Raw genomic sequence first — 14690 nt, 5'->3', positions numbered from 1 at the left:
TTATGACTCCTTCCTGAAAAGGCCTGATAATGCCAGCTGCGTCAGGTTGATGATCATGGTGACGAGGAGCAGCACAAGCCCGACTGTCGCCGCAAACCCAAGATTGTTTTTCTCGATCCCCTGTCGGTACAGATAACCAATAATGGTCAGACCGATATTTTGCGGCGAATTGTTGCCATTCCACAGCATGAGGCTCTCGACGAACATGGCCATGCCGGCGTAGATGCTGATTGTGAGAACGTATATGGTTGTTGGCTTGAGCAAGGGAATGGTGATGTGCCTGAATTTCTGGAACGTCGACGCGCCGTCAATCGAGGCAGCCTCGTAGTAATCCTCCGGTATGTTCTTCAGCCCCGCGAGAAAATACAGGATGTTCACGCCCATCCAGCGCCAGACGGCCAGAGACAGCAGCGCAATAAAGCCGGTCACATGCCCTTTGAGAAACTTGACCGGCTCTACGCCGAACAGGGCTAAGAAGCTGTTGATCAGCGAGCCCTCCATCTCCCCGAACATGAGCCGGAAGATCGTGCCTGCCACAACTACAGAGGTAAGCGCCGGGAAGAAGAAGACCGACTTGAACAGCTCGCGCCCCCACATGAATTTGGCATTAATCAGCACCGCGAATAGCATCGGTAACGGAATGAGGATGACCAAGGTCAATACCGTATAGATCACACTGTTCATGACTGCCTTCAGAAACATCGAGTCATCAATCAGCTTGGCATAATTGTCAAATCCGACCCACTGCGCGGACTGTCCAAGCATCACCTTCTGGAAGCTCATCTCCACGGAGCTTGCGAGCGGGTACAGCCAGAATACGAGGAAGACCAGCACAAACGGCAGAACAAAGACATACGGGGCAGCCTTTTGCGAATAGAGAAAGCGTTTGACCACAGCACAGCCCTCCTTGGATTGGAAGTAAAAGCTACCTTGAACCTTCAAGGTAGCTAAATGAATCCGGACTGCTGCCGGATTACTTCAATTGCTGCTCAATCTGGCTCTGTGCTGCGTTAAGCGCTTCCGTAACATCCCGGTCATTCTCAAAAATTTCATTCAGCGTCGTCGTATACAGCTCATTGTTGATCGTTGGCGAAGCAGGTGTTGATTTGATCAGCGAGATGCCGTCCTTAATCTCATTCAGCACCTCAAAGGGGTTGTTCTGAAAATACTGGACGAACTTGTTATCCTTGTTATGCGTAATGTCTTCCTGTGTCCACAGCTCCGTATTAACGGGGTCAAAGCCAAGGGTATTCCAGATGTTGATGTTGGCATCAAGCGTCAGCTTCGCGTATGCCAGGAAGTCCTTGGCCAGCTGAGCTTCCTTGGTCTGCTTAGTGACGACTGTCCCGGTTCCTCCGCCTCCGTAGGATGGCGGCATCCCCTGCTCGATAACCGGGATCGGCGCAATCGCGATTTTACCCTGCAAATCCGGCATATAGTTCACGTAGCGCGACATGAACCAGAACGGCATCATGGCGCTGGCATAGTTCCCTGTGTTGAACTCGCCATAAGCCTCCTCTGTATCAGGCTGGCCGCCGGCTATCGTGGCAAGGACATTATTCTTCTGCAGATCCTTCAGAATGTCTAGCCCCTTGATCATTTCCGGAGAATTGACGACCGGCTTGCCCTCAGCATCCGTAAAATCGCTTCCCTGCTGCGCCAGCATCATCGACAGCTGCCACCCGGCACTTGTATCCGCTGTACCCATATACTTGCCCGTCTTCTCATAAACCGCCATGCCCGCCTTCTTGTAGTCCTCCCAGGTAACAATGGATTTGTAGTCTACACCTGCCTCTTCCAGAATCTCCGTGTTATAAAAGGCAACCGCCGCTCCGACATGCGTAGGAAGACCGTAGATTGTCCCATCCTTCGTGTAGAGATCCAGTCTCGACTGGACGATGGACTCCTTATAAGGCTCCACGACATCGTTAAGCGGCTCCAGCTGCGGCGTGCCGTTCAAGAAGTCGGGGAATTTCCCCACCTCAATATCCGAAATGTCAGGCGCCCCTTGACCGGTCTGAAGAGCGATGGACAGCTTGTTGTGCATGTCGTCATATGGCATAACCGTTACTTCCAGCTTGATCTGACGATCAGGATGATCCTCGTTCCAGTTCTTAAGCATCGACTGAAAATGCTGGCCATGCAGCTCAACGAATGTCCAGTATTTTAGTTTCACCGCCTCTTCGCCTGCCCCGTCATCCAGCACGGATACTTCACCCGTTGACGAGGTACCGCTGCTGCAGCCGAACAGTACGGCCGCCATGCTCACCATCAGCAAACCCATTAACCACTTCTTCATCCATTGACCTCCTCTGCTTTTTGAACCCGCTGTTGTCTGAATAATCATGTTATGGTCTATGTATATGCAGAGGTAAGCGTTACCATCAACGATTTTATTAATAACCAAATCATTACATTTTCATCACTTTGTTTACGATGGGGCGCATACACGGCAAAAAGGCGCCAGCTCAAAATAAAGCCGGTGCCTTTAGAATTTGCATGATACAGACTATTCCGCTTGAAAATAAATCAGCTCATACGTCGCCGTGATTCCCTCTGGGGTTCCGTAACGCTCTTCGTACCTGCGGAACATATCCAGAAACAGTCTTCTGGAGCCTAGACCAGGCCGCTCCGCAGCCTCCGATACGCTGGCCCCAACCCCCTTCACCGCATGGAGAAAGCCGGGAACGGAAGCGTAAAGCTTTGCCTGTTCGGATCGTTCGAAGCGTACATGGGAGAAGCCCGCGTTTAGGAGATCAGCCTGCCATTCTTCCGGTTCCCGGAACGATAATCCATGCCGTTCTGGCTTCAGGCCGAGCGCTGCGTAGGCACGGGCAAAAGCTTCGTGAAGCTCCCGGAAGGTGCCCGGCCCGAAGGTCGCGAATGCAAGCATCCCTCCCGGCCGCAGCAGCCGGTGCAGATGGCCGATCGTCTCGGCCGGACGCTCCAGCCATTGGAAGCAGGCGCTGGAGACGATCAAATCATATTCGGCTTTCCTGACCGGCTCTGCGGCCCACTCTTCGGCGTCGGCCAGCACGAAGCAGATGTCCGCGGGCGTACCCGCTGTCCGCCGCCCGGCTGCCTCCAGCATGGAAGGGGCAAGATCCAAGGCCGTCACGGTGCGGTAAGCCCCGCCTGCCAGCTTCTCGGTAAGAAACCCTGTTCCGCAGCCAATCTCCAGCACATCCTCCAGCCCTTGAGGATGCGGCAGCCCGGCTGCAAGGTTCCCGGCCATTGTTCTCTGCACCGCTGCGTGGATTTCATAGCCACCTGACGCGCTTCGGTCAAACTGTCTGCGTATGCGATTCAGTCTGCCGCTCATCCCACCACCCCCTAAAAGCTTCGGCCGCTTCCGCTTCCCTCAAGAGGAACGGAACATGTCCTGCTCCTTCCATTGGGAGAAGCCTGGCCCCAGGCAGCAGAGCCGCCAGTTCTTCCGCCGCGCCATACGGGCAGATCCGGTCCAGCGTGCCGTGCATAATCAGAGACGGACAGCGGACAGCGGGCAGCAGGGGCAGAGTGTTCTCGTCCTGCAGAAGCTGAAGTCCGGCCAGAAGCGCAGGCGTCGTCCATGCTTCGGGACCGCCCAGCGGCGGCAGACCATTCTGGCAGCCTGCCGCCCATTCCTCCTCCGTAAACATGGCTTCGCGGAACTGGCTTTCGACCGCCGCCCGGTCTGATTCAAGGCGCCTCTGCATCTGCCGGATCACCGCGTCAGGCCAGCCCTTGTCCCGCTCTGCCCTTGGGCGGGCGAAACGGCCCGTGGACGCTATTAGCAGCAGACCGTCCGCCATTCCCGCTGCGGCCAGCCGCAGTGCCGGCAGTCCGCCCATGGACCAAGCGGCGATGAGCAGCGGGCCAGGCGGTCCTTCCGGCTCGGCGGCATGGGCTTTCGCTGCCGCCTTGGCAGCAGCGGCGAAGATCGCCTCCAGCGATTCCGCCCGGCTGAAGTCAGCGGCGGCATGGCGGAATTCTGGCAGCCGGGCGCGGAGTCCGTCAAATATGGTCCCCGGCATGCCCCAGCCGGGAAGCCATAAGACGGTGCCTCTCTTCTTCGGGCCTGTATAAGACGAATAGCGGTTCAGCATTCCCCGCCTCCTTCTGCCCGGCGTGCAGCCCGAATAATTATCTTCACGGCATCCGTCAGTTCCTCCCTGCTGTGGGCAGCCGACAGGGAGAACCGGATGCGCGCCGTGCCCTCCGGCACGGTAGGCGGACGGATCGCCACAGCCGCTATCCCTTCGTCTTCCAGAGCGGTGCTTACGTGAAGCGCCTCGGCGTTGCCGCCAAGAATCAGCGGGATGATTGGCGAATCTCCCTCTCCCGCCGCCAAGCCCGCCTCCCGCAGCGCTGAACGGAACAGCCTGCCGCTGCCGGACAGCTGCTCCCGTCGCCAATGCTCGGTCTGCACCAGCTCCAGCGACTTAAGCACCCCCGCAACAAGGCATGGGGGAAGAGCCGTCGAATAGATCAGCGGACGGGCCTTGTTCACCAGCCAGCGGATCAGCGTATGGCTGCCGCACACGTAGGCGCCATAGACGCCAAACGCTTTACTGAATGTCCCCATGTGGATATCCACCATATCCTGCACACCTGCTGCACGGCACAAGCCTTCTCCGAACTGTCCGTATAAGCCTCCGCTGTGTGCTTCATCCACCATCAGCATTGCGCCGTACTCCCGCTTCAGCTCGGCCAGCTCCCTGAGAGGAGCCTGATCCCCATCCATGGAAAACACCGCATCCGTTACAATCAGCTTGCGGCGCGCATGCTTGTGCTTCTCCAGCAGGGCGCGCAGGTGCTCCATGTCGTTATGCCGGTACCGGACATGCTCCGCGCGGCTCAGCACAATGCCATCGGTTATGCTCGCATGGTTCAGCCTGTCGCTGAACACGGCATCTCCCCGTCCTGCAACAGCGCTGATTACCCCCGCATTCGCCATATAGCCGTTTGCGAATATCAGGGCCGCATCGCAGCCCTGCCAAGCCGCAACCGCCTCCTCCAGCTGCCCGAAGACGGGATGGTTGCCCGTCACGAGCCGCGAAGCCCCGGCGCCTGTGCCGCCCGTCAGCAGCGCTTCACGCATCGCTTCCGCTATTGCCGGGTGGCCGGCCAAGCCCAGGTAGTCGTTCGAGGACAGGTCCAGCAGCCTGGTACTGCCGGAGCTGCCGGTCTCCTGCTGCAGCAGGCGGCCTGAACCGCCCGGATCCCTCAAGCGGTCCCGCAGCTTCCGTTCCGATGCTTCCGCGGCGCGGCGCTCTAATTCATCATCCATCCATCTCAAGCTCATCGTCCAGATCACCCGGCCTTACAAGGCGCACTGCTCAATCTCGAAGCCCAGGTCCTCGATCATCTGGTGGTCAATAGAGACATCCTGCCCGTCCGTTGTCAGGTAATCGCCCACGAACAGGGAATTCACCGCATACAGAGACAGCGGCTGGAGAGAACGGAGATTCACCTCGCGTCCGCCTGCCGCCCGGAGCTCCTTCGATGGGCAGATCAGCCGGAACAGCGCCAGCACCTTGAGCGCCTTCATCGCCGGGGTGCGTCCGGCATCAGCAAGCGGGGTTCCCGGTATCGCATTCAGGAAGTTAATCGGGATCGAGTCCGCATCCAGCTCACGCAGGGCATAGGCCATCTCCACGATCTCTTCATCTGTCTCTCCCATGCCGATGATGACGCCAGAGCAGGGAGACATGCCTTTCGCTTTTACCTTCTCCAGCGTTTCCACCCGCTGGTCATATGTATGTGTGGTTGTAATGGAAGGATAATTCTCCTTGCTGGTGTTCAGATTGTGGTTATACCGGTGCACACCCGCTTCAGCCAGCCTGCCAGCCTGCTCTTCCTTCAGAATGCCGAGACAGGCGCAAATTTTGAGCGGCATGGTCGCCCGGATTTCCCTCACCGCATCCACTACCTGGTCCAGCTCCCTGTCCGTCGGGCCCTTGCCGGCCGCCACGATACAATAAGTGCCCGCTTGGCGGGCCATCGCTTCCCGTGCGCCAGCAAGCAGCGTATCCTTATCCAGCAGGGTATACTTGGCAACCGGAGCCGTCGAAACGATCGATTGCGAGCAGTAGCCGCAGTCCTCCGGACACAGGCCGCTCTTCGCATTGATGATCATGTTCAGCTTGACCTTCTTGCCGTAATAATGCTTGCGCACCTTGAAGGCAGCCTGCAGGAGCGGAAGCACCTCGTCGTCATCCGCCCGGAGCACGGACAGCCCCTCCTCCATGCTCAGGCATTCCCCGCTCAGCGCTTTATCCGCCAGCAGGCTCCAATCCGTATTAGTGATCTCCAGCTTCATCGTTCTCTTCCTCCCTTAGTTTATCTTGCCTTCATCAAGCAGCCGGCGGACCCGCTCCAGATCCAGCGACCGTCGGACTTTATCAGCCAGCTGTACCGGGCCCGCTTCGCCATTCAGTCTTGGCAGCCTCCCCAAGACCTTGATTCCTCCGTACTTCTCAATCATAGCCGCATTAGAGCTGACGCTGGGATCATCCGCAGGCATTCCCGCTGCTCCATCATTCAAGACAGCCCCGACGACCGGGATTCCCCGGGCCCTTAACGCTTCAGCCGTCAGCAAGGTGTGATTAATCGTACCGAGACCGGACCGGGCTGCGATGAGCACAGGCAGTCCGAGCCTGACGATCAGATCGATTACCAGTGCATCCTTCGTCAGCGGAACAGCCACCCCGCCCGCCCCTTCAACCAGCAGGCCGCCGCCATATCGTTCGGCAAGCCGGATGCCTGGTACTAAGAGATCATCCATAGACAGATCGACTCCCGCCCGTTCCGCCGCCAAGACTGGGGTCAGCGGTTCTTCGAAGGTAAAGGAAGCCACGGCTTCAGGCCGCTCTTCAACTCCAGAGCCCTGAAGCAGGCGCTCCGCGTCGCTCGCGCCGCTCCCAATAAGCACTCCCGACTGGACGGGCTTCCACACGCCGATGTTTCGCCCTTCCTCACGCAGAGCGGCGGCGAGGGCGGCCGTTACCAGTGTCTTGCCTACGCCGGTGTCTGTTCCCGCAACGAACAGGCCCGGAAATAAGGGCTTCTTCGCAGCTGAGCCGCGAACGGTTTCCACGCTGCTCATGCTCCCCATCCTTTCTCCGTCACGGCGATGATGGCTTCCGCCAGAATGTCCAGCATGGCGGCAAGCTCTGTCTCCGAGCTGACAAGCGGCGGAATGAACACCACCACGTTGCCGAACGGACGTGTCAGCATCCCGAGCTCCCGCGCCCGCATGCAGACCCGGACTCCGATCCGGTCCGCCCATTCGTAAGGCGTTTTGGCCGCTTTATCCCGCACCAGCTCTATGCCGATCATAAGTCCCTTCTGCCGGATATCTCCGACATGCGGCCGGTCCGCAAGCGGTGCCAGCCTGCCCGCTGTCAAGGCGGCTTTGCCGTCCACCGCTTCGACGATCCCCCGCTCCTCCATGAGCCGGAGGCTGGCTATCGCCACCGCGCATCCGAGAGGGTTTCCGGTAAAGGAATGGCCGTGGAAAAATGTCTTCTGCTCCTCGTAATCAGCATAGAACGCATTGTACACAAGGTCCGACGCCAAGGTTGCCGCCACCGGCAGATAGCCGCCCGTCAAGCCTTTGCCGACCACCATCAGATCCGGAGATACATCCTCCAGCTGGCAGGCAAACATGGCGCCTGTTCTCCCGAAGCCTGTTGCCACCTCATCGGCGATAAGCAGCACACCGTACTCCCGGCACAAGCCTGCCATCCTGCGCAGACAGCCTGGCGGCATCACGATCATACCGCTCGCCCCTTGGACGATCGGCTCCACGATCAGCGCCGCGATCTCATCTCCGCTAGTCCGAAGCAGACTCTCCAGCTGCGACAGCGTCTCTTCCATTGCGCCGGCTGCACCGCCCTCATGGCGGTAGGCATGCGGATATGGAACCGTATAAGAGGGGAACAGCATCGGACGAAACGTCTCGTGGTATAGCGGAATCGATCCAACGCTTACAGCCCCGATGGTATCTCCGTGGTAAGCCTGGTTCATCGTAATGAACTTTGTCCTGCCCGGGACACCAGTGTTGCGCCAATATTGAAAAGCCATCTTGATGGCAATCTCAACTCCCGTGGCGCCCGAATCCGAGTAGAATACTTTGGTCAGCCCTGCAGGCGCGATGCGGACCAGCTTCTCCGCCAGCTCGACAGCCGGCACGTTCGCCATCCCGAGGAGCGTCGAATGCGCCACCCTTCCCAGCTGCTCTTCAACAGCCCGGTTGAGCTCCGGCACATTGTGCCCGTGAACATTGAGCCAAACCGATGAGAAACCATCATAGTAAGCGCGTCCCTGCACATCGTACAGCATGATGCCCTCGCCCCGTTCGATGATCAGCGGGTCTGTCCGGTTATAATCCTTCATTTGGGTAAAAGGATGCCAGACATAGGATTTATCCCAGTCAGCAAGCCTTTCATACCGTGAATCCATCGAATGCCCTCCACCTTTAAATTATTTGTTAACCATTCTATGAATAATTAGGTTAACATATGTGTAGATTTTAGCTCGACAGATACCGCTTGTACAGCATTTTTTTCCAATATGGCCCCTCTCGCGCACAAAAATCCCAGGCCGAAGCAGAACGGAAGCACCGCTTTCTTCAGCCTGGGACAACGAAAAAAGACCCGTACATAACGGGTCAAATAAGCTTTTGTCTAGCTATTTTACAATCTGAAGATTACCGCAAGTTCTCTACCTTTACATCCGGATTTACATCCGCATCGTAGTCAACATTCTCGGTCTCGAAGCCGAACAGCTGAAAAAATTCGCGGCGGTAGCCTTCAAGATCGGTAATCTCGTGAATATTGTCCGTCGTCACCTGCTCCCAAATCCGCTTGACTTCATCCTGCACGTCTTCCCGAAGCTCCCAGTCATCAATCCGGATGCGTCCCTTCTCATCAACCGGTGTTTCACTGCCATTATACAAGAAGCCTGAGAACAGCCGGTACATCTGCTCGATCGTTCCTTCATGCAGGCCCTTCTCCTTCATCACCTTGTAGAGAGCCGAGATATACAGCGGCACTACCGGGATGGCGGAGCTGGACTGGGTCACAAGCGCCTTGCTCACAGCCACATAAGCTTGTCCATGAAGAGCACTAAGCTTATCGGTCAAATGGCCGGCGGTCGCTTCCAGATCGTCCTTCGCGCGTCCGATGGAGCCCTGCCGATATACAGCCTGGGTAATGTCCGAGCCGATATAGGAGAATGCGACCGTCCGGACGCCTTCAGCGAGCACACCCGCTTCCTGCAGCCGGGTCATCCACCGCTCCCAATCATCGCCTCCCATAACAGTAACCGTATTCTTGATCTCTTCGTCGGTGGCAGGCTCAATTGTGATGTCCGTCACTTCTCCGGTATGGAAATTGACCGTCTTGTTGCTGTAGGGCTGGCCGATCGGCTTCAGAACGGAGTTCACCGGTTCACCGGTCTCAGGGTCATTGCGGCGCGCGGAAGCGACGCTGTACACGACAAGATCCACCTGGCCCAGCTCCTGACGAATAACGTCAATGACATGGTCCTTGGTCTCGTCAGCGAAGGCGTCACCGGTTACGCTGCAGGATTTCAGGCCTGCCTGACGGGCTGCCTCTTCGAATGCGGCGGAGTTGTACCAGCCAGCCGAAGCGGTACGCTTCTCGCTTCCGGCGCTTGGCCGGAAAACGCCGATTGTGTTCGCGCCCGCGCCAAAAGCTGCCGCAATCCGGGCCGACAACCCGTATCCCGTGGAAGCCCCGATAACAAGCACATTTTGCGGACCTTGGATTGCAGGCTTGCCCTTTATGTAACGGATTTGTTCCTCGACTTGACGCCCGCATCCTACCGGATGGGAGGTTGTGCATATAAAGCCGCGTGTTCTGGGTTTAATGATCATGTATTCCATGCCTCTCTCTACCTGAATTTCGGCATTTTTTCATCTGACTTAAATGCCTTAAAAGCTATAGCTGTATCCTATTATAGCAAGCATTTGCCTCAATGAGTACCAAGACCATAGAGCTGCGGTCATGAATTTCTGCTGCTTCAGCAGGAAGCTCCAGCCTGCTAGTCCTTACCCGACAAGTGACCGATCTTGCTGCGGCCCTATGAGACGCGGGAAATGCCCCACCTTGTTACCGCCCCATGATTCGCGGGCTGTCCTGCATCCACCTATTTTTACCAGGCCGCCGTTTATGCGACACCATCACCTCCTGACCCTTCTCTGCCCGGCTAACGAAACTGACACACGCTAATTGCATCATTTCGAGGCACTCTCAACTGTAAGGAAGCTCAGCAGCCCTATTGGAAAGATTTCGCTTAATTTCTTTGGTTTTTAGCGAAATAACGTCGCTCAGTTTCATTACAGAATAGAATCGTCCCCCTGGAGTACCAGACGAAGGCTGATTTAAATGATCCGCATACCGGAAGCTGCATAACCATAAGATGTACATTTACGTATCGTCTGCGTTTACACATGTGCTGTATCCCTTGGTGATGTCTGAATCATAACAGGCCGGCCGTTTATTCGTTATCGGGAGGAATACTGATTTCCTTTGCCTGTAAACCTAATTATCCTGTGAGGAAAATCACCCTTGCACCGCAAACTCCCCTAGGGGGATTCCCGGTTTGCGCCATCTGTTGTACTCCGTTCGTTCTTTATACTTTTTTTAGAATGTGTTTATTGGCTTTTTATACCTGTCGGATAGACTATTCCTGAAGAGTTCCATACGAAGAAAATGGCTTTACTAACGAGGAGGGATTTTATGAAAGTGGTTGTTTGTCCGAAGTATGGTCCGCCTGATGTTCTTCAAATCAAGGAATTTGAAAAACCAGTGCCGAAGGATCATGAAATCCTCGTGAAAGTATTTGCGACAACGGTAACCGTAGCAGATATCAGGACCCGGAGTTTCACGGTTCCGCGTTCGGTTTGGCTTCCAGCCCGGATTGCGCTCGGATTAAGAAGACCAAAGCGGCCGATATTGGGAATGGAGTTGGCGGGAGAGGTAGTGGCGGTCGGCGCAGCTGTAAAACGGTTTGAGAAGGGAGATCAAGTTTTTGCGGCCACGTTGAACGACTTTGGAGCCTATTCCGAGTATAAATGTCTGCCTGAGAATGGGGCGGTCGTCATAAAGCCCGATAATATCAGCTTTGAGGAAGCCGCAGCCATTCCCATCGGCGCTCGCACAGCACTGCATTATCTAAGAAAAGCGAATGTACGAAGCGGGCAAAAGGTTCTTATTTATGGAGCTTCAGGGAGTGTAGGAACCTACGCGGTGCAGCTTGCCAAATACCTTGGGGCGCATGTGACGGGGTTGTGCAGCACCTTAAATGTAGAGATGGTCAAGGCTCTAGGGGCTGACGAAGTCATTGATTACACAACAGAGGACTTCTCCGCCCAAGGAGCGAGATTCGATGTCATATTTGAAGCGGTGAACAAGAGCTCCTTTGCTAATTGTATGAATTCATTAACCAACAACGGTGTCTACATCAATATTACCGAACCTGTACCTGACCTGCGGATGCTCTGGGCAAAATTGACGAGCAAGAAGAAGATTCTGCTGGCACAAAATTCACCTGAAACCGCGGAGGCACTCGAGTTTCTTAAAGACCTTGTAATAGCGGGGAAACTCAAGCCGGTCATTGACCGCCGCTATCCCCTTGAACAAATTGTTGAAGCTCACAGGTATGTTGACAAAGGTCACAAAAAAGGAAATGTGGTCATTAGTTTGGGGTAATTCAATACAACAGCGGTAGTCCGGGACTCTATTTAGTCCAGTTCTACCGCTGCTTCTATTCAAGCCAGTTTCGCCGTCACAAGATTATGTGATTGCTCTTTTTCAATGGACTTCAAGTTCAGAGAGCCGCAATTTCTTTGCGAAAAACTTAAGAGATTTAGCTGAGCAGCTGTTTAATAACTCGGCTATCAACTGTTTCTTCGCATCGTCGATCGGAACACTTACATCATTTGCTTGAATTGAACTCAACCATACATCTGAAGGTTGGTAACACATGCTGCTCCAGCCTGAAGTATGATCATTTTGCTGCGCTGCTCCAGTGATGACCACATCACCGTAATTCTGAAGCTCAACAAGTGATTTTTCGTATTCCCTTTTGCTCTCTTTGGTATGCAAGCCTGCCGCTTTCCGTAAATTCCGCGAATCAATATTTCCATGCTCGCGCAGCACTTTATACAGGTGGTAAGCCGTTCTTGAAAGGAGACCATCCTGGTATCGTTCATCAACCGTCTTGCCCGATGAAAGGATGGACCTGACTGCAGGAAAAAATTCTCTATGTATAAAGCAGGCTTTTTCACTAAAGAACTTACCATACGCAGCAACACCGTCTTCGACCACTCGTATCCGCCATAGCCATGGATCTGTTTCGGTTCCAGTGTGCCAATCATTGCCGGATGCTGCAGCTGTTAAGGACGGGTATTCCGGAACAAAGCCGGAAAAGGGCAGGATCTTATGCTTCTCTATCAATTTTACAAATTCACCGTAAGCTAAAGAATTCATCGTCAACTTCCCCCTTAATTCAGCGGCGTTTCGTGAGTATGGCTTAAATTCAAAAGCTTACTTCTTGGTCGTTATTCGTACAGTGCTCGAATCCGCATCCCAAATGACGTCAGCGCCCAGTGCCTCACTCACGAATCTAATGGGCACCATTGTGGCTTGATTAACAATAGTAGGAGCAGTATTTAACGTGATTTGCTTACCTTGAATCGTTGCGACCTTGGAATCGATGGTCAGCTTGATGACTACACCATTTTTCTCGGAAGTTACACTGCGAGTGGCTCCATTCCATTTAATCTCGCTGCCAAGCGCTTCGAAGATACTACGCATTGGAACGAGAATACTGCCGCCCAAATTCACCGGAGGCTGTTCGTAAGACTGCAGCACACCGTCGATTTCCACATCAATGCCCGATACCGAAGGCATCGTGACCACTTGTCCGTTCTCATCATACATCGTCACGGAAGCATGAGCAGATCCACCATCAAGAGCGATTTGAAATTCGGAGGTCCCGTTAGCTGAAATGTACTTCTTAGATGTTTTGACTGACATCGATTTGCCTCTTGCATTATAAGGGGTGACTTTAACCGTGATTGTCTGCCCCTTCGAGCCATTGGTAACCGCGGTGGTCACGAAGTTTCTGCCGTTTGCCTGATAAATACCGTAGCCCCATGCCTTCGGCACCTGATAACCGCCAGCGGCACGTACCTGTATTTTCTTCACTTGATTGCCTGCCAGCAGTACCCTCTCAAAGTTACCGGTGCTTTGCGAGGACAAGTATTGGTTTGCCGCTCTTACTTCGACTAAACGGCCGCGCGCATCAAAGCCTTGAACGACAGCACCCGCGGTCAGACCAGACTCGCCGTTCTCAATAACAGAGGTAACGGACCATTTACCGTCCACCAGCCGGGAACCGAAAGACAGCAGTTCCAGATGGCTGGCTTTGCCCGTAGCGAAAGCCTTGACTGTACTAATCTGAGACCCCGCTTGCAGTGTAACCTCATAATTACCGACCGATTGTTTTGCTAGATATTGATGAGCCGCCTTCACCTCCAGCAGCTTCCCATTGCTGTCGTAGCCTTCGAATACCACACCAACCGGCCGGCCAGAGCCGCCATTTTCAACGCTAGCCGTTACAACAGTTTTACCTGAAATAACGGTCTGACCAAAACCCAGTAAGGTAATGGCATTTGCATCTCCTGTTGCTTCCACTTTAACCGTATGTATGAGTTCCTTGCGCTTTAATTGAACATTGAAATTCCCAACCGAGCCGTTAGATATATAAGCGTGGGCACCCTTTACCTCTACCGTGCGTCCCTGCTTGTCCAGTCCGAATACCACTATGCCGGCCGTCTGTCCGGATTGGCCGTTCTCCACGGCACCTGTAACTTCGAGGTAATCACCATTGATTCTGCTGCCGTACCCCAGGAGCGCAACATCGATTTTGTTCCCAGTCGGCAACACTTCGACCGATTTTACACTTGCCCCGCTGTCCAGTAGTATTTCAAATACAGCTGTGCTGTTCTTGGACATATACTGCGACTTGCCCTTAATTTCAATCGGATTGCCCTGTTCATCCTTCCCGATGGCAACAGCTCCGCCTTGAGAGCCGGAACCGCTATTATATACATCCACCGTGACTTTCATCTTCCGGTCTACCACTGCGTAGTCAGATTTCAGAATTTGGATATTTCCAGAAGCAGATACAGCTTCACTGAAACCTGCCCCTATTACGGTCATCATCAATGCCGCCGCAAGCATGTAAACCAATGAATTTTTCAACATTTTCTGCAAACTAAATCCCCTCCAACTAAAAATGACAATCAAATTATATCGTATTACGTCTAGCTGCTTAATGTAATGGGACCTTTTACTCCTATATATAGGGATATATATCCATTTATAAAGCCATATATCGACATAATTCGCACAAACGAAAACGGCCGTGGACATAGGGAAGGAACAATTGGAGCGCAATACCGGGCTTATGATTCAGCGTAATGGACTTACGAAGAACCACCAGTTAAGCAAACGGGCAGGATTTTCAATGTTAATATGACTTGGGATATACTGAGTAAAACCGTTTAACCTGGAGGAAACCATGACAGCTGGATCCATAGTAATTAAAGATGTGCCAGCAAACACAATAGTCGCAGGTAATCCAGTTAAGGTGCTTAAGCCCATTACAGA

The 14690-nt window shown here is 54.1% G+C and carries 12 protein-coding genes; 1 reads left to right on the top strand and 11 read right to left on the bottom strand.

What is annotated here, in order from left to right; genetic code table 11:
* The 9 genes from L1N82_RS05260 to fabV all read right to left on the bottom strand — a co-directional run bounded on the left by L1N82_RS05260 (window position 1) and on the right by fabV (window position 9886).
* Complete coding sequence (locus L1N82_RS05260; RefSeq protein ID WP_235286335.1) at window positions 1–894, bottom strand: carbohydrate ABC transporter permease; 894 nt, start codon at window positions 892–894, stop codon at window positions 1–3.
* Window positions 895–973: 79 nt separating this feature from the next.
* Window positions 974–2299 carry an ABC transporter substrate-binding protein gene (locus L1N82_RS05255; protein WP_235286334.1) on the bottom strand — a complete coding sequence of 442 codons (1326 nt, stop codon included), beginning with the start codon at window positions 2297–2299 and terminating at the stop codon, window positions 974–976.
* A gap of 210 nt (window positions 2300–2509) precedes the next feature.
* Window positions 2510–3322: a malonyl-ACP O-methyltransferase BioC gene (bioC, locus tag L1N82_RS05250; protein WP_235286333.1), complete on the bottom strand. Its 813-nt coding sequence runs from the start codon at window positions 3320–3322 to the stop codon at window positions 2510–2512.
* Window positions 3285–4088, bottom strand: a complete 804-nt coding sequence (locus L1N82_RS05245) for an alpha/beta fold hydrolase (RefSeq protein ID WP_235286332.1) — start codon at window positions 4086–4088, stop codon at window positions 3285–3287. Before L1N82_RS05245 ends, bioC begins: the two co-directional genes overlap by 38 nt.
* On the bottom strand, window positions 4082–5287 hold the full coding sequence (bioF, locus tag L1N82_RS05240) for an 8-amino-7-oxononanoate synthase (RefSeq protein WP_235286331.1): 1206 nt from the start codon (window positions 5285–5287) through the stop codon (window positions 4082–4084). Before bioF ends, L1N82_RS05245 begins: the two co-directional genes overlap by 7 nt.
* A gap of 18 nt (window positions 5288–5305) precedes the next feature.
* Window positions 5306–6304, bottom strand: coding sequence for a biotin synthase BioB (gene bioB / locus L1N82_RS05235; protein ID WP_235286330.1), 999 nt, complete (start codon window positions 6302–6304; stop codon window positions 5306–5308).
* A gap of 15 nt (window positions 6305–6319) precedes the next feature.
* A complete protein-coding gene (bioD, locus tag L1N82_RS05230; protein ID WP_235286329.1) occupies window positions 6320–7090 on the bottom strand; it encodes a dethiobiotin synthase in 771 nt (256 codons plus the stop codon).
* A complete protein-coding gene (bioA, locus tag L1N82_RS05225) occupies window positions 7087–8448 on the bottom strand; it encodes an adenosylmethionine--8-amino-7-oxononanoate transaminase (protein WP_235286328.1) in 1362 nt (453 codons plus the stop codon). The genes bioD and bioA overlap by 4 nt, the downstream gene beginning before the upstream one ends.
* A 247-nt stretch (window positions 8449–8695) precedes the next feature.
* On the bottom strand, window positions 8696–9886 hold the full coding sequence (gene fabV / locus L1N82_RS05220) for an enoyl-ACP reductase FabV (protein WP_235286327.1): 1191 nt from the start codon (window positions 9884–9886) through the stop codon (window positions 8696–8698).
* 865 nt (window positions 9887–10751) lie between these two features.
* On the opposite strand from fabV, the gene L1N82_RS05215 reads away from it, so the two are divergent.
* Entirely contained in the window at window positions 10752–11723 is a 972-nt protein-coding gene (locus L1N82_RS05215; RefSeq protein ID WP_235286326.1) for an NAD(P)-dependent alcohol dehydrogenase, read from the top strand.
* A 102-nt stretch (window positions 11724–11825) separates the two neighbouring features.
* On the opposite strand, the gene L1N82_RS05210 is transcribed toward L1N82_RS05215, so the two are convergent.
* The gene (locus L1N82_RS05210) at window positions 11826–12503 is read right to left on the bottom strand and encodes an AlkZ-related protein (RefSeq protein WP_235286325.1); all 678 of its coding nucleotides are present in this window, start codon (window positions 12501–12503) and stop codon (window positions 11826–11828) included.
* A gap of 57 nt (window positions 12504–12560) precedes the next feature.
* Window positions 12561–14285, bottom strand: a complete 1725-nt coding sequence (locus L1N82_RS05205) for a stalk domain-containing protein (RefSeq protein WP_235286585.1) — start codon at window positions 14283–14285, stop codon at window positions 12561–12563.
* Window positions 14286–14690: the final 405 nt, after the last annotated feature.

This window comes from Paenibacillus tarimensis, assembly GCF_021532315.1.
GTDB classification, from domain to species: Bacteria; Bacillota; Bacilli; order Paenibacillales; family Paenibacillaceae; genus Paenibacillus_I; species Paenibacillus_I tarimensis.
Note: the sequence above shows the minus strand (reverse complement) of the source record. Positions and strands in the feature narration are given on the sequence as shown.